Below are 16,785 nucleotides of genomic sequence, written 5' to 3' on the forward strand. Positions count from 1 at the left end.
GGCCGTCGTCGTCACGCGCGGGGCTCGATCACGTACTCCTGGTCGGCGCCGCCGCTGCACTCCTCGTGCACGATCTCGGCGCCGCTCACCCGCTCCTCGCCGCGGATGCCGAGGCACAGGCCGGTCCGCCAGCCGCGGATCACGTACCGGCCCGGCCCCGACGGGTCGAGCTGGAAGACCTGGTGAGGGCTGGTCAGGTTGCATTCGCTCCAAGGCTCGACCAGGCCGCGCCCCGGCCCGGAGATGAGCGCGGTGAGACAGCCGACGCCATGCTGCGGATGGACCCACTGGATGAAGTAGCGGTCGTCGCCGGCTGGCTCGAGCCTCGTGACCGGCGGCTCCGCCTCGGCGCACGGCAGCTGGGCGGCGACCGCGCTGGTGTACCGGCCACCGCGGTCCACGCCCTCCGTGACGCAAAGGTCGGGCGTGCGGGCCGGGTGGATGCGCACCGTGCCGGCGAGCGGCGGCGTGGGCGGGGCGGGCGAGGACGTCGTCGGGGCTGCGGCCGGTGGCTCCTCACCCCGTACCAACATCCAGGAACCCACGGCGGCGACCGCGACCACCGCGGCAGCCGCGACCACGACGCGCGTCCGGCCGAGCCAGCGGCGCGCGGGCGGCGGGCCGGCCGGCGCGTCGCCGTCTACGGCGGACAGGGCGTCACCGTCTACGGCGGCCGCCTCGTCGCCGTCCACCGTGGACGGCGTCTCGCCGTCCATGGCAGCCAGCCGCGCGTGCACGGCGAGCCACGCCGCCACGTCGTCGGGGGTTCCTCCGCAGGCGCGGACGAACGCGGTCACCAGGTCGGCGCGGGGCAGCGTGGGCCGGCGCAGGACGTCGGCGATCGTGCTGCGGGGGAGCAGGTCGCCGTGGCCGGCAGCGCGCTCCTCAAGCTGCCGGAAGGTGAGCCCTGACCGCTCCTTGAGCCGTCGCAGCTCCGCGACGAAATCGACCGCCGTCGCCGCGTCGCCCGGCGCGCGTTCCCCGTTCTCACCCGCCACGGGTATCGATGGTAGTCGCGTCCGGCACCTGTCCGGACAGCGCATCGGCCCCCGTGCTGACCAGGCCGGACAGCCGCTGCGCTGTCCGGGACAGCCGTTGACCTTGCCGGACGTGGGCGGAGCCCGCAGGCTCGGCGGCGACAGATGGACGGGAGGGAGGTGCGGCATGAAGGGCGACAGCACTGGCTGAGGACATGGCGAACCGCGTGGGTGGTCACCTCGTGGCCACCCACCCACCCAGCGAGCGAGGAGGATCCGTGCACGGCAAAGGCACCTATCCGCTCACGATGGGGCAGCTGTCGATGTGGCGCGACCTGCGGGTACGCCCGCGGCGCCGGCTCTGGGAATCCAACCTGGACCCGGTCTGGGCGGTGCCGCCCGGCGTCACCACCGACCAGGTGCGGCGCGCGTTCGTCGAGCTCGCCGTGCGGCACGAGTCGCTGCGCACCGTCTACCGGCCGGCGGACGACCCGCACCACGTGCGCCAGGTCGTGCTGCCCGATCCGGGGGTGCTGTTCGCGGAGGCGCCGGTACGGGAGGCGTTCGACCTGACGGAGCGGCCGCCGTGGCGGGCCTGGGTGCGAGCCGACGGGGGCGCGCCGCGGGTCCACCTGGTGATCCACCACATCGCGGCCGATGGCGTCGCGCTGCAGATCCTGGAGTCCGACTTCCAGAGCCTGCTGCGCGGCGACCGCCTCGCCCCCGCGCCCACACCAGGCGAACTCGCCGCACGCCAGCGAAGCGACCGGCTCCGCGCCCGCCTCACCGCCGCGGCCGGGTACGTGACGCGGACCGTCGGCACCGCGCCGCCCGCGGTGCCGGTAGCCCGCGGCCCGCTGGTGCGTGCCCGCGCGCACACCGGCATCCCCTACTCCGTGGCACGCTGGACCGCGCGCAAGCTCCAGGTCACGCTCCCCAACCTCCTGCTCTCCGCTTACGCGCAGGCGCTCGCCGCCACCACCGGCACGCCCCGCCACCTGCTGTGGCTGTTGACCGGCAACCGGCTCGACCCGGCCGTGCGGCGGCTGGTGTCGTCGCTGACCCAGTGGGTGCCGCTGGCGGTGGAGTGTCCACCGGGCACCCCGGTCGCGGTGGCGGCCGCGGACGTCAACGTGACCGCGCTGACGGCCGCCCAGTACGGCGTGTACGACCCGTTCGCCGTGCCGCCGCTCGACTTCGACCGGGGCGCGTTCTTCACGTACCTGCCGCCGCCGCTCACCGCCACCACCGAGGAGTCCACAGAGGAGTCCACAGTGGAGAAGGCGTGGGTGGAGTGGCTGCCGCCGCGCGGGTACAGCGGTGCCAGCTTCTACCTCATCGCCTCGGTGTTCCCGTCGGTGCGGCTCACGCTGCGGGTTCAGCGTGGCGGCTACGGGCGCCCGGAGGCGGACCACTTCCTCGGCACGATGACGCGGCTGCTGCGCCAGGCCGCCCGGGAATACACGGTGGTCGAGCCGGCATGAGCCTGTGGCGGCACCGCGACTTCCTCGTGCTGTGGTCCGGGCGGACTCTCAGCGAGGTGGGCGACGCCGTTTCGCTGCTGGCCGTCCCGCTGCTCGCGGTCACGGTGCTGGACGCGTCGGCGGTGGAGGTGGGCGTGCTCACCGCGACCCGCATGCTGGCGTACCTGCTGATCTCGCTACCCGCCGGCGTGTGGGTGGACCGGATTCGCAAGCGCCGCCTGATGGTCGCCTGCCACCTGCTCCGCGCGGCCCTCGTCGCCACGGTCGCGGCCGGCGCCTGGTCCGGCTGGGTCACGATGGCGCACCTCTGGGCCGTCACGCTGTTCTCCGGCGTCTGCACGGTGCTCTACGAGACCGCGCACCACAGCTTCCTGCCGGCGGTGGTCGGCCCGGACCGGCTGCTCGACGCGAACGGCAAGCTGGCCACCACGTACTCGGTCTCGCAGATCGCCGGCTACGGCGCGGGCGGAGCGCTGGTAGCCGCGCTCGGCGTGGCCCGGACCGTGGGCGTCGACGCCGTCGCCTACCTGCTGAACGCGGCCTCGCTGCTGCTCGTCCGGCACCGCGAGGAACTGCCCGCACGGCCGGCGCGGCGCCACTTCTACGCCGAGCTCACCGCCGGACTGTCCTATGTGTTCCGCCATCCGGTGCTGCCGCGACTGGTGGCGGCGTCCGCGACGCTCAACTTCTTCAGCCAGATGATCTTCGCGTTGGCGGTCCTTTTCCTGGTACGCGACCTGCGGCTGAGCGAAGAGTCAGTGGGCGTGGTGCTGGCCCTCACCACGCTCGGCGGCATCACCGGCGGCCTCGTGTCCGGGCGCCTGGCCCGCCGTGTCGGTACCGCCCGGATCGTCTGGGCCGCACCGCTCGGACTGGGATGGACGGCGCTGCTCGTGCCGCTGGCCCAGCCCGGGTGGGGGCCGGCCGCGTACACCGCCGGGATGGCCGGCCTGGGCGCGTTCTTCGCCATCTACAACGCCGCGTCGATCAGCTACCGCCAGCGGGTCTGCCCGCCGCGGCTGCTCGGCCGGATGACCGCCTCGGTGCGGTGGGTGGTCTTCGGCGTGATGCCGTTCGGCGCGCTCGGTGGCGGCCTGCTCGGTGACTGGCTCGGCGTACGGCCGACGCTCTGGATCGCCGCCGCGGGCGTCTGGGCGTCCGGGCTGTGGCTGTACTTCTCGCCGCTGCGGCGAGCGCGTGACCTCGCCGACGGCGTAGCGGAACGGGAGCTGATCCCCTCAGGAGGACGACATGGGTGACCTGCCGTACGGGCAACGGATCCTCGCGTGGGCGGGCGGGCCGGCGGACCCGGAGCGGTTCGTGGCGCTCGGCGGGATGCGGCTGCCCGCCCCGCCCGACCCGGCCGCGCTGCGCCGGTCGCTGGACGCCGCGCTCGCCCGCCATCCCGTGCTCGGCACCGGGCCGGTGCCGCTGGCCACAGTGGACGACGTGTGGGTGGCGGCGGCCGCCGGCCGGTACCCGCCGGACGCGCGGTCCCTGCTCTGGGCGTACCTGGCCGGCCGCGACCTGCTGCTCGTCGCCCACCACACGGTGGCCGACCCGTGGTCGATGCGCCTGCTCACCCGCGACGTGCTGGCCCCGCGCGCCAGCCCGGCACCGGCGTACGGGGACCGCGTCGGGACCGTCCACGAGCGACGGATGGCGCGCGTGCTGCCGTACTGGCGCGGCGTGCTGGCGGGCGCGCCCGTGCTCGAGCCGATGCGCGGGGGCACGGCGGAGCTGCGGGTGGTGACCGCCATCGCACAGGAGGACGCCGTGGCGGTGGCCCGGGCGGTGCGGAGCACGCCGTTCGTGGTGCTGCTGGCGGCGTTCGCGCAGGCACTCGACCCAGGGCCGGCGAGATCCGATGGAGAGCTGCTCCTGCCCGTGCTCACGTACGGGCGGGAGCGGGCCGACTGGGACACCGTCGGGCTGTTCATGAACGTGCTACCGGTCCGACTTGCCGACCGGAGGCTCGGCGCGGTGCACCGGGCGTTCGCGGAGGCGTACACGCACGAGATCCCGTTCCCCGTGCTGCTCGACGCGGTGCCGGAGGCGGACGGGCTGTTCGGGGTGGGCGGCCCGTCGCTGGCCCAGTTCGAGGTCATCCAGGTGCCGCCGGCGTGCGGGGGAGAGCCGCTCACCGTGCCGGCCGGGCTGGAACTGGGCGGGCCGGTGCTCCCGGTGAACGGGCTGGCGTTCTGGCTCGAACCGGGCGCGGGCGGCGCGTACACGGCGTGCGTGCGGTACCGCCGATCGTACGGCGCGGCGGCGGCGCGTGACCTGGTGCGGCGGTTCACGAAGCGATGGGAGGCGATCTGTGCGGACGCGCGCGGAACTTGAGTCGGCGATCAGTCAACTGTGGAGCGAGAAGCTCGCCGTGCACCCGGTGGGTCTGTACGACAACTTCTTCGCCCTCGGCGGCGACTCGCTGCTCGCCGCCGACCTGCTGATGGACATCTACGAGCGGCTGGGCGTCGAGGTGGACGCCGGAGTGCTCTTCCTCAAGCCGACGATCGCGGAGCTCGTCGACGACGTACTGGCTGCGGAATGAGGGTGCCCTCGGCCGCCGGGCCGGTGCGGTGGTGGCCGATCCCCGGCCGGGGTGGCTTCTGGGCGGTCACCCGGTACGCCGACGTCGCCGCCGTCCTGGCCGACCACACCCGTTTCACCTCGACCGGCGGCGTGATGCTCAACATGCTGGGCCGGGCGGAGCCGGCGCGCGACCAGCAGTTCGCCGCCAGCGACCCGCCCCGCCATGGCCTGGTGCGCGGGCCGCTGCAGCGCCGGATGACCGCGCGGGCGGTGCGCCGGCACGAGGACGCGATCCGCGCGCACGTGCGGGGGACGCTCGCCCCGCTCGCCGACGAGTTCGACCTCGCCGAGGTCACCGCCGGACTTCCGGCCGCGTTCCTCGGCCCACTCATGGGCATCCCGCCGGCCGACTGGCCCGCGCTGCGCCGGCTGGTCGCCATGTCGGTGGCCGAGGACGACCCCGACGTGACGCTGCCCGCGGGGCCCGAGGCGACGCTGGAGCGGGGCCACCGGGAGCTGTTCGCGTACCTGCTCGGCCTGCTGCTGGAGCACCGCCGGCACCCGCGCGGCGACCTGGTCGACCTGCTCGCCGCGCTGCCGCTGCGCCCCGGCGCCGTCGTGGCCAACTGCTACAGCCTGCTGCTCGGCGGCGGCGCGGCCCTCCCGCACGTGCCGACCGCGACCGTCGCCGAGCTGCTCCGAAGTGGACGGTACGCGGACTGGGCGGCCCGGCCCGACCGGCTCGGCGGCGCGGTCGAGGAGGCGCTGCGGTACACGTCTCCGGCCGGGCATTTCATGCGGCTCGCCACCCGGGACACCACCGTCGGCGGGGTACCGGTCGCGGCCGGCGACGCCGTCGTGGTCTGGCTCGGCGCCGCCAACCGGGACGAGGCGGTGTTCACCGACCCGCATCGGCTCGACCCCTTGCGCCACCCCAACCGGCACCTCGCGTTCGGCGACGGGCGCCACTACTGCCTCGGCGCCGCGATGGCCCGGCTGACGCTGCGGGTCTTCTTCGAGGAGCTGTTCGCCCGGTACCCCGTCCTCCACCTGGCCGGCGATGTGGAGCGGGTGCGCTCCGCGTGGCTCGGCGGCGTCAAGCGGATGCCCGTCGCCGGCAGGCCCCGGTGATACCGGAATCCTTGGCCGCGCGGATGGCGGACCGGCGGGACACGCTAGCGGTCGTCGACGCCGAGAAGGCCCTCACGTACGGCGACCTCGACGCGCTCACCGCCAGGGTCGCCGGCCACCTGGTCCGCCACGGCGTGGCACCGGGCGAGCGGGTCACCGTCCACACCCGACTGTCGCGGTGGGCGGTCGTGGCGATGCTCGGCGTGCTCCGGGCCGGCGCCCAGTACGTGCCGGTCGACGCGGCCTTCCCGGCGGCCCGGCGCGCGCTGATGCGCTCGCACAGCGGCGCCCGTGTCGAGCTCACCGAGCAGTTACTCGCGTCGCTGCCGCCGGCCAGCGGCGGGTGGCGGGACGGGCCGGACGCGTACACCATCTTCACCAGCGGCTCGACCGGCACGCCGAAGCCGGTCACCGTCTCGCGCGCCGCGCTGGCCTACTCGACCGGTGCCCGGCTGGAGTACTACGGCGAACCGCCGCGGCGCTTCCTGCTCTGCTCGTCCATCTCGTTCGACAGCTCGGTGGCCGGTCTCTACTGGGCGCTGTGCACCGGCTCGACGTTGCTCATCCCGACCCCCACGCCGGCCGACGTGCGCGCGCTGGCTCGGGCGGGTGCGCTGCACCGGCCCACCCACACCCTGATGGTGCCGTCGCTCTACCGCGTGCTGCTGCGCGATCCGATCCGCAGCCTCACCACGGTGATCGTGGCGGGGGAGACCTGCCCGCCCGCGCTGGTCGACCTGCACTATGAGCGGATGCCGCAGGCGGTGCTCTACAACGAATACGGCCCGACCGAGTGCACCGTCTGGAGCACCGTGCACCGGTGCGTGCCCGGTGAGGACCCGGTGCCGATCGGCCGGCCGATCCCCGGCACCACCGTGACCGTCGAGGACGGCGAGCTCTGCGTCGCCTCGCCCGGCGTGGTGTCCGGCGGGCCGGTGTACCGCACCGGCGACCGGGTCAGCCTCGGCGCCGACGGGCTGCTGCGCTACCACGGCCGCGTCGACGAGCAGCTCAAGGTCGGCGGCGTGCGGATCGAGCCGGCCGAGATCGAACAAGCGCTGATGTCCGCGCCGGGCGTGGTGCTGGCCGGCGTCGGCGTGCCGTACCAGGGAGTCGCGTTCGTGGTGAGCACGGCGGCGCTGGACGAACGGGCGCTGCGCGGCCACCTCCTCGCCCGGCTGCCCGCGGTGGCCGTGCCGGCGGTGTTCCGGAGGGTGGACCGGTTGCCGTTGCTGCCGAACGGAAAGCTCGACCGGCGTGCGCTCAGCCGTCCGGCCGGCCAAGAAGGGGGTGTCCGGCGCTAGGGACAAGTGCGACCACCCTGGTCGCGGCCATCAGATAATCCGTCACGGCGACGTCGATCCTGTCGAGTAATTCGTCAAGCCGTCGAGCATGTTCCGCGTCGTCCATGTGCCGAATTATCACGCTGCCACCGGCAGGCCGATGGCCTCCCCGGAGCGGGGAGGCCATCCTCATGCGATCAGACGGACGACCGGTTCGGTATCAACCGCAGGCGGACGCTGGGCGGACGTCCCGGACCGCCCAGCGAGCGACGTCCTGGCCGGCGATGAACTGGGGAAGCGCAATGGTTGCTGGCCCATGGGTCGTGGCATAGAAGTCCCATTTCCAACTGGCGTTGAGGTAGTAAGAATCGGCGCAGTACCCGGGGCCGACGTAATATGCCTCGGCTATCTCCCACCCGAAGTAGCCGTCCGTTCGCTGGCGCGCCGGCAGTACCGCGTCGTAGTTCTCGAAACCGTCGTAGTCGTTTGAGACGCCGATCCCGATGTTGTTCTCATTGCTGATGTAGCTGATCAGCCTCTGTGCCGCGACAGAAGTCGTCTTGTCGGTGTTCGGCTCGGCGTTCGCCGGAACGCTCACCGAACTCACGGCCGCTACCGACACGACCAGCAGGGCCAGACCTCTCAGAAACTTCACTTCGCTCCCCTCTTGGCACGCTGAAACAGCCCGCGACGCCTTCATCCGCTGGACCGTCACAACTCGAGTTGTCGACGAGAACGACACTACGGTCGCCTAGCTTCATATCTGCTTCACGCCTTATCCCGACCTCGCTGACCCAAGGTTGGTCGAGGGAAGCCATGCGGCTCGGTCGCGCACGCGACGAATTCGACGGGTCGGCAACGCAGTTGGCGCCCCACGCCTCGCTGCTCGCCACGCCCGCGGTCGCCGCGGCACCGGCGCCCGGCGGGTCCGGGACGCCAGCAGCCCGGCCACGATCCGCAACGCCCAGACCGGACTGTGCGCATCCGATGAAGAACATGGAACAACGCAGACCGAAAAGACGTTGCATCCGGTGGACACAGCCACCTAACGTGTACTTCAACAGATCAACCACCGAGCCAGGGAGCACCGAAATGTTGTGGCAAGCCACGTTCAAACCGCAGCGGTCAACGCTATGCGGTTCCGCGGGCATGTCCTACGTCGGGCGACCCTCCGATATGACCGCCAGCGAGAAGCCGAACCGGGGCAGGCGGCGAACGTAGACGCAGCACAGACAGCGTCTACGCCGCCCACCCAGACCAGGGATAGGGCGGCTTTTCGTTGTAGCACAACAACCTCATAGGGGTGTGGCGCAACTGGTAGCGCAGCGGTCTCCAAAACCGCAGGCTGCAGGTTCGAATCCTGTCACCCCTGCTTTGCCCTGCGCATTTCCGCGCGGAATGGCATTGATAGTTGAGAATTCCACAGTGGATGGCATAAACGAAGCCCGGTCGGCGGTAAACGCTGCCGCCGGCCGGGCAATCTGGGGCGAGGGAGCTGGTTGACCCGCCGCGCTTGGGACGCGGAGACACGCGGTTCGATTCCGTGGCCTCAGACTCTGGGCTTGTAGCGCAGCTGGTAGCGCGCCGCCTCGGCAGGGCGGAGGTCCCCGGTTCGAACCCGGGCAGGTCCACGCACATGCCCGCCAAGCTCAGCAGGTTGAGCGCGCCTCTGAAACGGGCGAGGTCGCTGGTTCGATCCCAGCGGCGGGCACGCTCGAACGTTCCGGGGTGCGGTGTTGGCAGCCGCGACGGGACTTTGGATCCCGGCACAGACGCAGGTTCGATTCCTGCACCCGGAGCCATGCCGAGGTAGCCCAAAGGAAGAGGCGACCGGCTCAAACCCGGTACAGCGCGGGTTCGACCCCCGCTCTCGGCACGCACGCCTTCGCCCGACGGGTCGGGCCTCGTCCTGGTACGACGGGAGCAGCCGGTTCGAACCCGGCCGAAGGCTCCATGCGGTTGTAGCTCAGTAGGTAGAGCGCGACGTTGCCAACGTCGAGGTCGCCGGTTCGAACCCGGCCTGCCGCTCCAACATCCCACCGATAGCCACAACGAAAGGAGGATCCGGTGGACGTCCTGGTCATCAACGCCGACCTTGGCCCGCTCCACCGGGTCAGTCTCCGCCACGCCGTGCGGATGCTCGTGCGGAAGGTCGCCGAGGTCCACGAAGCACACCCCGACCAGGTGATCGGTGTCTACCCGATCCCGACGGTCGTGCGGCTGGTCCGGTACGTGGTCACCCGCTGGCGGTACTCCAGCGGGCCGGGCTGGTCCCGCCCCGGCGTACTGCTTCGGGACAAGCGGGTGTGCGGCTACTGCGGCGGTCACGCCACCACCGTCGACCACATCCTGCCCCGCTCTCGCGGTGGTAAGAACACCTGGTCCAACACGATCGCGGCCTGTGGCGGCTGCAATCAGCGCAAGGGTGACCGTACTCCTGCCGAAGCCGGTATGCGGCTGCGGTACGAGGCGACGGTCCCGTCGTGGGCGGCGCTCGCGGCGCGCTGATGGTGCGGCCGGCGGCAACTCTCTCGCCGCCGGCCGCCTTTCCCGGATCGTCTAACCGGTAGGACACAGCACTCTGGATGCTGGGGTCGAGGTTCGAGTCCTTGTCCGGGAGCTCGGCAGGGCGCGGTGTGGTCGCACCGCGCAGAGAGGCCCACCAAGGTGGTGCCCCTGCCACACATGCCCTCGTAGCCCAGCGGGAGAGGCACGACGTTGAGGACGTCGCCAGCGCGAGTTCGAATCTCGCCGAGGGTACACATGCCGACGAAGCTCAACAGGTAGAGCAGCCGCCTTGTAAGCGACAGGTAGCCGGTTCAAGTCCGGCCGTCGGCTCCATGCCAGCGCAGCACGACAGGTGGTGCAGTCGTCTCGTAAGCGACCGGAGGGCGTTCGAGTCGCCCCGCTGGCTCTCTTGGGGATGTAGCTCACCTTGGTAGAGCGCCTGTCTTGCAAACAGGAGGTAGCCGGTTCAAGTCCGGCCTTCTCCACCATGCCCGCGTAGCCCAAATGGCAGAGGCGTCCGGTTCAGGGCCGGAAGGTTGGGGGTTCGAATCCCTCGGCGGGTACGCAGCACATGCCGACGTAGCTCAATGGTCAGAGCAGCCGCCTGTCGAGCGGAAAGGTCGCGGGTTCGAGTCCCGTCGTTGGCGCGCATGGAGGGTTCGCCATCGGTAAGGCAAGCGGGTTGCTAACCCGTCGCGGGTCACACCGTTGCCGGTTCGAATCCGGCACTCTCCGCCAGGTCGTCGTGGCCAAGCAGGTGAAGGCACCTCGCTGATAACGAGGAGATCGCTGGTTCGAACCCAGCCGACGACACTCATGCCTCGGTGGCGCAGTGGATAGCGCACCTGATTACGGATCAGGGGGTCGCAGGTTCGAATCCTGCTCGGGGCACGTATCGGGACGTGGCGCAGCTTGGTAGCGCACTCGGCTGGGGGTCGAGTGGTCGTCGGTTCGAATCCGGCCGTCCCGACCAACGGGTTGTGGCTCAGCTTGGTAGAGCACTGCGTTCGGGACGCAGGGGTCGTGGGTTCAAATCCCGCCAACCCGACAGTGGAAGGCAGCGCGGCGTGGGCCGCAGCCGGCCTCGAAAGCCGGAGCCCGGTGAAAGCCGGCGGGTTCGACTCCTGGGCCTTCCGCCATGCCTTCGTAGCTCAGAGGAAGAGCAACCGCCTCTTAAGCGGTGGGTCGGGATTTCGAAATTCCCCGGGGGCACAACACGCGGTGCGTGCGCTGGATGCGCTGCTGGGCCTTCTAAGCCCACCGTGCTGGGTTCGATTCCCAGGTGCCGCACCATCTCCCGCTAGCTCAACGGACAGAGCAGCGTGGTCCTAACGCGACGGTTCCAGGTTCGACTCCTGGGCGGGAGACAACATGCCGTCGGCGCCCGACTGGACGGGCTCCTGGCTTTTACCCAGGACTGAAGGGGTTCGAGTCCTCTCGGCGGCACTGCGGGTAGGAGCACCGGTCGTGCTCAACGGTCTCATAAGCCGAGTCAGGTGGATTCGACTCCCACACCCGCTCCCGTCCCGATGGCCCAGATGGTAGGGCGCCGCCTCGACACGGCGGAGGCCGGCGGTTCGAATCCGTCTCGGGACACCATGGCGCGGTGGACGAATAGGGAGAGTCGCCTGGCTTTCACCCAGGACATGTGCGGGTTCGAATCCCGTCCGCGCTGCCATTCCGGTGTCGTTCAACGGCAGGACAGGTGGCTGTTAACCACCCGATCGAGGTTCGAGTCCTCGCACCGGAGCGCAGGGAGGAGCCGGCTGGTCACGGACACGCCGCTGGAAACGGCGTACGGGCTGATCCCCGTCGTGGGTTCGAATCCCACCTCCTCCGCCAGCGGCGCGTCGTAGTCCACCTGGTTGGTGGAGCCTGCCTTATAAGCAGGTCGTGGCCCGGTTCGATCCCGGCACGACGCACGCTCATGCCCGTGTAGCTCAGCGGCAAGAGCACCGGTCCCACACACCGGGTATCCCTGGTTCGAGTCCAGGTACGGGCACTGGCCAGATGGCCGAAAATGTGACGGTAGCTCAACGGTAGAGCGCTGGGATGTGGCCCCAGTCGTTGCGGGTTCAACTCCCGTCCGTCACCCCAAGCGGGCGCGCCACCGACGGTGAGGTGGGGCTGGCTGTAACCCAGTTGCCTTCAGGCTCAGGGAGTTCGAATCTCTCCGCCCGCACCATGCCCTCGTAGCGCAGCGGAAGCGCGCTGGCGTCCGAAGCCAGAGGTCGGAGGTTCGAATCCTCTCGGGGGCACATCAACCGTCCACAGCGAACGCTCGGTACTTCTCATCGAGAACCAGGCTGATTGAGCCGGTTACTGACTCTATCGGTACAAGGTAGATTGGCCCGGCTGCCGTGATGACGAAGAAAAGATCAACATCGGTGGCCTCGTAAGGCACCATGCGGTACGACCCCAGAGCGTTCTTCGGGACGGTCGGATCGTAAAGCTTTCGAGCGATGCGCACGACGCACCGCCCGTTGCGCCCAACCTTGCTCGTGGTCTTGACCTGCACTCGCATGAGCCCTCTGTCCGACTCGGTGATGAGGTCGTACGGAGCGGGTTCGAGCGGAACCGACACGTTGTATCCCCGGTCGAGAAACCACCGGGCGGCGATGCTCAGCCCGGAACTGCTTCCCGGCTTCGGCTGGTGCCCGAAGGGCAACGGCGGCGATTCAACAACCCGATGACTCCGACGCCGGTCGAAGTGCGAGGTATCCAGGCCGAGGCCGCTGGTTCGAATCCAGCCGGGGGCGCGCAACGGCGAAGTGATCGCTCTGGGTGGGCGCCGCGTCTGCAAAACGCGTGATACGGGTTCGAGTCCCGGCTTCGCCTCAAATGCCGTCCACTGTGGAACGCCTTCGCGGGCGGACGTTGGGTCCAGCCGCTGCTCATAACGGCGGCCTGCCGGGATCGTCACCCGGGCTCGCGACATGCAGCGCCACAACTTCAGATGCGGGTGCCCGGTGCGCAGGTGCGGAGTTCTTCGCCTCTTCAGCGGGTGGTTGCGGGTTCGAGTCCCGCCTGGCCTTGGCAGTAACGCGCCGGATCGAGGTCAGCCAGGCGAGGTCGCGACGCTGCTGCCTGCCCGGCGGACCGGTCTTGAGACCAAAACCAAGCTTTGGGCTACCGCGGCGTGCGTCGCGCGCGACCGCTGCTCCCGCGGCCTCGCCCTGCGCGGCGCACGACCCGTGGCTGGTAGACCCATTGTCTGGTGAGGTGTTGACGGGGTGAGCGATCATGAGGTTGTGCCCGACCTGACGATGCCGGAGGCCGCGTTCGTTCTCGCTCATCCCTCGTCCGGATGGCGCCACCCACGCTGGTCCACTGTGGAGGTCCTCGTTGGCGCCGCTGCCCTGGCGGAGCTGCATCTCGGCGAGCGGATCGAACTCGACCCGGACGGCGAGACCCTGATGGTTCGATCGTCGGCACCATCCGGCGACCCGGTGCTCGACGAAGTGATCGCCCGCATGGCTGACTCCGATGCCCGTTCGCCGGTCGAGTGGCTGGGAGAGCTCGCACCGTCCGTGACCGCCGCCGTCCTGGCGCGGCTGCGTGAACGAGGCCTGTGTGAAGCCGACGGGCCGCTCGACGTGCGCTGGACCGGGCTCGATGTCGAAAAGGATCTCCGCCGCCCCACCCGGGAGGCGCTTATCTCGGCGCTGCGCGGTGGTGACGTGCACGCCAGCGTGGTCGTTCTGGGGACGCTGTTGGCGGGTGTTGGCCTGGCGGGCGTGGTGGCGTCGTCCGGCACGAAGCGCCAGCTGCGCGGCCTAGCCGAAGACGACTGGCTGGTGGTGTCGATGCGCAGTTACGAGGGCTATCTCATCAACGTGTCCCTCGGCACCACCAACCGTGTCTATGGTTCTGCGGAGTCCGCGGGCAGGCGGCCACGGCGAAAGCGGATGGCGGTTTGTTTCGTCCTCGTCCTGATCGGTGTGGGGATCGCGACCATCGCGCTTGTCGCGCAGAGCCGCCAGGATGCGAACGCCATAGCCTTGCGTGATCAGGGCGCGCCCGTGATGGCCGACGTCGTCGGTCGCAGCGACCGCAGCCCAGGCCGGTACGAGTCTCTCGCCGAGTCGAAGCTGACGCTCGTGTACCGGTACGCCGGCAAGTCGTACCGGACACGGATCGCATGCATCGGAGATTGCCCGGCGAAGGGCGACCAGACCCGCATCATGGTCGACACCTCACAACCGCGGGTCTTCCTGACCGAGTGGGGTGAATTCACCGATGCCTCGCCAAGAAGCGACATGGGGATACTGGTCGGTGGGGCATTGATAGTTGTGGGTTTCATCGGTGCCGTCGGCGTGCTGATGCCGGAGACTTCCCGGCCGCGCCTGCTGCGCCCTCGACGTCGTTGACGGCCTACCCCCGGAAGCCGAGTGGCGGCGCGAGTTTCGCGTAACGCCCGATGGAACATCAAAAAGGGCGGTGCATAGCCGTTCGTGCCAACTCGCGAGCGCACGACGGGCGTCTTGGGGAGTATGGAGACGAGGGACGCCGCGGGTGGGCTGTGTGGGAAGTGTTCTGCCAGGTATGCCGGCCTACCCGGCTCGGGACGATGCCTGGCGCACGCTGCCGGTCTGGACGTGTTCGAGGGGCGGTGCGGCCTCGACCGGACGGGTTTCACCCCGCCTTCGTACGAGTCGACGCACCGGCTGAGCGCGGCGGTGTTCACGCACCCAGGGGACGAGCTGCGGTTGGCCCATCCGTTGGGTTGCGGTGACACCTTCACCTCGGTGGAGTTCGCCCCGCAAATGCTGGCCGCACGCGACGGCGAGTGGGGGTTGTCCGCCCACCGGCTTCCGTTGGACGACGATGTGGATCTGTCGCACCGTGCGCTGGTCGCCGCGTCTCGCCGAGGTGTGGACGCGTTCGCCGTCGTGGAACAGATGCATGGTCTGCTCGACCGGCTGCTGACCGCGCCCGAGTCCCGTACGGCGGGCGTGGACGGCGCCTGGACGCCGCGCCACCCGGCTACGTTGGTGGCGCACCGGCGGCTGGCCGACCGTGCCCGTGAGGCGCTGGCAGCTGCCCAGTACTCGGTAGGGCTTGATGAGCTCGCCGCGCTGGTCGGCTCCTCACCGCACCACCTGAGCCGGGTGTTCCGCCACGCCACCGGCGAAACCCTGACCGCGTACCGCAATCGGCTCCGCATCCGCGCGGTGCTGGCTGACCTACAGGACGGCGCGACCAACCTGCGCACGCTCGCCGCCCGGCACGGCTTCGCCGACCAGGCGCACCTGACCCGGGTGATGCGGCGGCAGCTCGGCCGCCTGCCCAGTGAGGTACGGCGCATGCTGGCCGCGCCGGCTGAATCGCGCATCAATGTTCAACGCGGCCGCGGTCCGGCAGGTGCAGCATGACTGGCGAGTTCGCCGATCGGGAGGAGCCTCAGATGCGAGCACCCCGCGCACGACACTGGGCCGGAATCGTCGTGACCGGTGTTGTCTGCGCCATGCTCGGTCCGGCCTCGCAGCCCGCCTCGGCCGAGACGGCCTCCGCCGAAGCGACAGTGGCGCGGGTGGCGGCGACACCAGCCGGGCCCCGGCCACGGCTCACCGATTCGCGTCCCTGCGCGGGCATCGCCGGCTTCACGTGTTCGTATCTCACCGTTCCGCGGGACCGCACCGGACACACGCCGGGGACGCTGCGGTTGCCGGTCGCCGTGGCGGACAACACGGCCGCACCGCGCGGCACGCTGCTCATGCTCAGCGGCGGGCCGGGGCAGCCCGGCGTCGGCCTCGTTCCGCGAATCAGGCAACGCGTTTCGTATCTGTTGAACGACTACCGCATGGTCATGATCGATCAGCGAGGGACCGGTGAGGGTGCGATCGACTGCGAGCGTCTACAGGCCGAGGTGGGCTCGTCCGACATCACCCCGCCCTCGCGCGAGGCCGTACGCGAGTGCGCGCGCCAGCTCGGACAGGGCCGGCACCACTACACGACCGCGGATACCGTCGCCGATCTCGAGGATCTGCGCCAGGCACTCGACGTCTCGCGGTGGACGATCGACGGGGTGTCGTACGGCACGTTCGTGGCCCAACACTACGCACTGACGTTCCCCGGGCGGGTGAGCCGGATGGTGCTCGACTCGGTGGTTCCGCTGGACATCGACCCGCTGTACGTCGCCGGCCTGCGCCGCACCGGATGGATGCTGCGCCAGGCATGCCAGGAACAGAACTGTGGATTCGACCCGGCGGCGGCGCTCGCCGGCGTCGTGCGTCGATACGACAACGGCGTCGGCGTCTTCGACCTCATAGTGATCGCAAGCATCGTCGATCCGAAATTGACCGGCGAGGGATACTTCCCCGTGCTGCCACTGCTGCGTCTGGCCGCCCAAGGCGAACCGGAACCGCTCAACCAGGCCATCGCGGCGCTACAGGGCGGCCAGGACACGCCGCCCGCCGAGTACAGTGCGGGGCTGCATGTGGCGACGCTCTGCGCTGACCTCGTCCACGCGCCCTGGGGAAACTCGATGGCGCCGCTGTGGCAACGAGACGCTGCCGTCGCCGAGGCGCGGCGAAACCTATCCGCCAGGCAGGTGTGGCCGTTCGAGCCACAGACCGCCGTCGGCAACGGCATCGTTCAGGCCTGCCGGTACTGGCCACCGGCGCGCGCAAACCCACAGCCGCCGCGCCACCGGCTCACCATGCCGGTGCTGCTGATCAACGGGGACCGGGATCTGTCCACGCCGCTGGAGTGGGCGGTGGAGCGAGCGGCCCAGATGCCGCGCGGCGAGCTGGTGATCATCCCCGGCATGGGCCACTCGATCCAGGGCCGCAATGCCGCCGGCGACCAAGCCGTACAACACTTCCTCCTCCACTGAGGGCAGCTCAGACCTGCCGGCGGCCAGGC

13 protein-coding genes and 34 tRNA genes are annotated in these 16,785 nt (G+C 70.3%); 44 read left to right on the forward strand and 3 right to left on the reverse strand.

All coding sequences use genetic code 11. The features are described 5' to 3' along the window. Nucleotides 1-11 precede the first annotated feature (11 nt). Nucleotides 12-998, reverse strand: a complete 987-nt coding sequence (locus QMG73_RS02925; protein ID WP_281892294.1) for a helix-turn-helix domain-containing protein — start codon at nt 996-998, stop codon at nt 12-14. A gap of 257 nt (nt 999-1,255) precedes the next feature. On the opposite strand from QMG73_RS02925, the gene QMG73_RS02930 reads away from it, so the two are divergent. Genes QMG73_RS02930 through QMG73_RS02955 form a run of 6 tightly spaced genes read left to right on the forward strand, consistent with a single transcriptional unit; the run spans nt 1,256 to nt 7,431 of the window. Then, nucleotides 1,256-2,461 (forward strand): condensation domain-containing protein, encoded by a 1,206-nt coding sequence (locus QMG73_RS02930; RefSeq protein WP_281892295.1) that lies wholly within the window; start codon nt 1,256-1,258, stop codon nt 2,459-2,461. Further along, nucleotides 2,458-3,720 (forward strand): MFS transporter, encoded by a 1,263-nt coding sequence (locus tag QMG73_RS02935; protein ID WP_281892297.1) that lies wholly within the window; start codon nt 2,458-2,460, stop codon nt 3,718-3,720. Before QMG73_RS02930 ends, QMG73_RS02935 begins: the two co-directional genes overlap by 4 nt. Then, complete coding sequence (locus QMG73_RS02940) at nt 3,713-4,804, forward strand: condensation domain-containing protein (RefSeq protein ID WP_281892299.1); 1,092 nt, start codon at nt 3,713-3,715, stop codon at nt 4,802-4,804. The genes QMG73_RS02935 and QMG73_RS02940 overlap by 8 nt, the downstream gene beginning before the upstream one ends. Next, the gene (locus tag QMG73_RS02945; RefSeq protein WP_281892300.1) at nt 4,782-5,015 is read left to right on the forward strand and encodes a phosphopantetheine-binding protein; all 234 of its coding nucleotides are present in this window, start codon (nt 4,782-4,784) and stop codon (nt 5,013-5,015) included. The genes QMG73_RS02940 and QMG73_RS02945 overlap by 23 nt, the downstream gene beginning before the upstream one ends. Beyond that, nucleotides 5,012-6,127, forward strand: a complete 1,116-nt coding sequence (locus tag QMG73_RS02950) for a cytochrome P450 (protein WP_281892302.1) — start codon at nt 5,012-5,014, stop codon at nt 6,125-6,127. Before QMG73_RS02945 ends, QMG73_RS02950 begins: the two co-directional genes overlap by 4 nt. Nucleotides 6,128-6,150: 23 nt before the next feature. Beyond that, a complete protein-coding gene (locus tag QMG73_RS02955; RefSeq protein ID WP_281892304.1) occupies nt 6,151-7,431 on the forward strand; it encodes an amino acid adenylation domain-containing protein in 1,281 nt (426 codons plus the stop codon). A gap of 199 nt (nt 7,432-7,630) precedes the next feature. On the opposite strand, the gene QMG73_RS02960 is transcribed toward QMG73_RS02955, so the two are convergent. Further along, nucleotides 7,631-8,065, reverse strand: coding sequence for a hypothetical protein (locus tag QMG73_RS02960; protein ID WP_281892306.1), 435 nt, complete (start codon nt 8,063-8,065; stop codon nt 7,631-7,633). A 644-nt stretch (nt 8,066-8,709) separates the two neighbouring features. Here QMG73_RS02960 and QMG73_RS02965 point away from each other — a divergent pair. The 34 genes from QMG73_RS02965 to QMG73_RS03130 all read left to right on the forward strand — a co-directional run bounded on the left by QMG73_RS02965 (nt 8,710) and on the right by QMG73_RS03130 (nt 12,176). Then, a tRNA-Trp gene (locus tag QMG73_RS02965) sits at nt 8,710-8,782 on the forward strand. A gap of 111 nt (nt 8,783-8,893) precedes the next feature. Continuing rightward, a tRNA-Pro gene (locus QMG73_RS02970) sits at nt 8,894-8,962 on the forward strand. Between the two features lie 6 nt (nt 8,963-8,968). Further along, nucleotides 8,969-9,041, forward strand: a tRNA-Ala gene (locus tag QMG73_RS02975). A gap of 7 nt (nt 9,042-9,048) precedes the next feature. Beyond that, nucleotides 9,049-9,121, forward strand: a tRNA-Phe gene (locus QMG73_RS02980). Nucleotides 9,122-9,132: 11 nt separating this feature from the next. Then, a tRNA-Gln gene (locus QMG73_RS02985) sits at nt 9,133-9,212 on the forward strand. A 1-nt stretch (nt 9,213) separates the two neighbouring features. Further along, a tRNA-Leu gene (locus QMG73_RS02990) sits at nt 9,214-9,286 on the forward strand. A 5-nt stretch (nt 9,287-9,291) separates the two neighbouring features. Beyond that, nucleotides 9,292-9,364 (forward strand) — tRNA-Thr (locus QMG73_RS02995). Nucleotide 9,365: 1 nt separating this feature from the next. Further along, nucleotides 9,366-9,441 (forward strand) — tRNA-Gly (locus QMG73_RS03000). Nucleotides 9,442-9,477: 36 nt separating this feature from the next. Then, complete coding sequence (locus QMG73_RS03005) at nt 9,478-9,918, forward strand: HNH endonuclease (RefSeq protein ID WP_281892308.1); 441 nt, start codon at nt 9,478-9,480, stop codon at nt 9,916-9,918. A gap of 40 nt (nt 9,919-9,958) precedes the next feature. Then, nucleotides 9,959-10,030, forward strand: a tRNA-Gln gene (locus QMG73_RS03010). 67 nt (nt 10,031-10,097) lie between these two features. After that, nucleotides 10,098-10,170 (forward strand) — tRNA-Leu (locus QMG73_RS03015). A 5-nt stretch (nt 10,171-10,175) separates the two neighbouring features. Continuing rightward, nucleotides 10,176-10,251, forward strand: a tRNA-Thr gene (locus tag QMG73_RS03020). A 78-nt stretch (nt 10,252-10,329) separates the two neighbouring features. Next, nucleotides 10,330-10,406 (forward strand) — tRNA-Ala (locus QMG73_RS03025). 1 nt (nt 10,407) lies between these two features. Then, nucleotides 10,408-10,481, forward strand: a tRNA-Leu gene (locus QMG73_RS03030). 10 nt (nt 10,482-10,491) lie between these two features. Further along, nucleotides 10,492-10,565 (forward strand) — tRNA-Asp (locus tag QMG73_RS03035). Between the two features lie 5 nt (nt 10,566-10,570). Next, nucleotides 10,571-10,656, forward strand: a tRNA-Ser gene (locus QMG73_RS03040). A gap of 1 nt (nt 10,657) precedes the next feature. Beyond that, nucleotides 10,658-10,731 (forward strand) — tRNA-Ile (locus tag QMG73_RS03045). Nucleotides 10,732-10,736: 5 nt separating this feature from the next. After that, a tRNA-Arg gene (locus QMG73_RS03050) sits at nt 10,737-10,809 on the forward strand. Between the two features lie 5 nt (nt 10,810-10,814). Next, nucleotides 10,815-10,891: transfer RNA gene (locus tag QMG73_RS03055), tRNA-Pro, on the forward strand. A 1-nt stretch (nt 10,892) separates the two neighbouring features. Further along, nucleotides 10,893-10,966 (forward strand) — tRNA-Pro (locus QMG73_RS03060). A gap of 92 nt (nt 10,967-11,058) precedes the next feature. After that, a tRNA-Lys gene (locus tag QMG73_RS03065) sits at nt 11,059-11,130 on the forward strand. 6 nt (nt 11,131-11,136) lie between these two features. After that, nucleotides 11,137-11,211 (forward strand) — tRNA-Arg (locus QMG73_RS03070). Nucleotide 11,212: 1 nt separating this feature from the next. Further along, nucleotides 11,213-11,285: transfer RNA gene (locus QMG73_RS03075), tRNA-Arg, on the forward strand. Nucleotides 11,286-11,291: 6 nt separating this feature from the next. Then, a tRNA-Lys gene (locus QMG73_RS03080) sits at nt 11,292-11,364 on the forward strand. 2 nt (nt 11,365-11,366) lie between these two features. Further along, nucleotides 11,367-11,438: transfer RNA gene (locus tag QMG73_RS03085), tRNA-Met, on the forward strand. Between the two features lie 3 nt (nt 11,439-11,441). Then, nucleotides 11,442-11,517, forward strand: a tRNA-Val gene (locus QMG73_RS03090). Nucleotide 11,518: 1 nt separating this feature from the next. After that, nucleotides 11,519-11,596 (forward strand) — tRNA-Glu (locus tag QMG73_RS03095). Between the two features lies 1 nt (nt 11,597). Further along, a tRNA-Asn gene (locus tag QMG73_RS03100) sits at nt 11,598-11,668 on the forward strand. Between the two features lie 5 nt (nt 11,669-11,673). Beyond that, nucleotides 11,674-11,760, forward strand: a tRNA-Ser gene (locus QMG73_RS03105). Between the two features lie 5 nt (nt 11,761-11,765). Further along, nucleotides 11,766-11,840: transfer RNA gene (locus QMG73_RS03110), tRNA-Ile, on the forward strand. Nucleotides 11,841-11,847: 7 nt separating this feature from the next. Beyond that, nucleotides 11,848-11,920: transfer RNA gene (locus tag QMG73_RS03115), tRNA-Val, on the forward strand. A gap of 20 nt (nt 11,921-11,940) precedes the next feature. Beyond that, nucleotides 11,941-12,015 (forward strand) — tRNA-His (locus tag QMG73_RS03120). 1 nt (nt 12,016) lies between these two features. After that, nucleotides 12,017-12,103, forward strand: a tRNA-Tyr gene (locus QMG73_RS03125). 1 nt (nt 12,104) lies between these two features. Beyond that, nucleotides 12,105-12,176: transfer RNA gene (locus tag QMG73_RS03130), tRNA-Arg, on the forward strand. Nucleotides 12,177-12,178: 2 nt separating this feature from the next. On the opposite strand, the gene QMG73_RS03135 is transcribed toward QMG73_RS03130, so the two are convergent. Beyond that, nucleotides 12,179-12,682 (reverse strand): group I intron-associated PD-(D/E)XK endonuclease, encoded by a 504-nt coding sequence (locus QMG73_RS03135; protein WP_281892310.1) that lies wholly within the window; start codon nt 12,680-12,682, stop codon nt 12,179-12,181. A 1-nt stretch (nt 12,683) separates the two neighbouring features. On the opposite strand from QMG73_RS03135, the gene QMG73_RS03140 reads away from it, so the two are divergent. The 4 genes from QMG73_RS03140 (at nt 12,684) to QMG73_RS03155 (ending at nt 16,756) form a co-directional block, all read left to right on the forward strand. Further along, a tRNA-Cys gene (locus QMG73_RS03140) sits at nt 12,684-12,756 on the forward strand. A gap of 413 nt (nt 12,757-13,169) precedes the next feature. Beyond that, nucleotides 13,170-14,288: a GOLPH3/VPS74 family protein gene (locus QMG73_RS03145; protein ID WP_281892312.1), complete on the forward strand. Its 1,119-nt coding sequence runs from the start codon at nt 13,170-13,172 to the stop codon at nt 14,286-14,288. 228 nt (nt 14,289-14,516) lie between these two features. Next, nucleotides 14,517-15,293, forward strand: coding sequence for a helix-turn-helix transcriptional regulator (locus tag QMG73_RS03150; protein ID WP_281892314.1), 777 nt, complete (start codon nt 14,517-14,519; stop codon nt 15,291-15,293). A gap of 32 nt (nt 15,294-15,325) precedes the next feature. Then, the gene (locus QMG73_RS03155) at nt 15,326-16,756 is read left to right on the forward strand and encodes an alpha/beta fold hydrolase (protein WP_281892315.1); all 1,431 of its coding nucleotides are present in this window, start codon (nt 15,326-15,328) and stop codon (nt 16,754-16,756) included. Nucleotides 16,757-16,785: the final 29 nt, after the last annotated feature.

This window comes from Phytohabitans aurantiacus, assembly GCF_027923225.1.
Taxonomy (GTDB): Bacteria; Actinomycetota; Actinomycetes; order Mycobacteriales; family Micromonosporaceae; genus Phytohabitans; species Phytohabitans aurantiacus.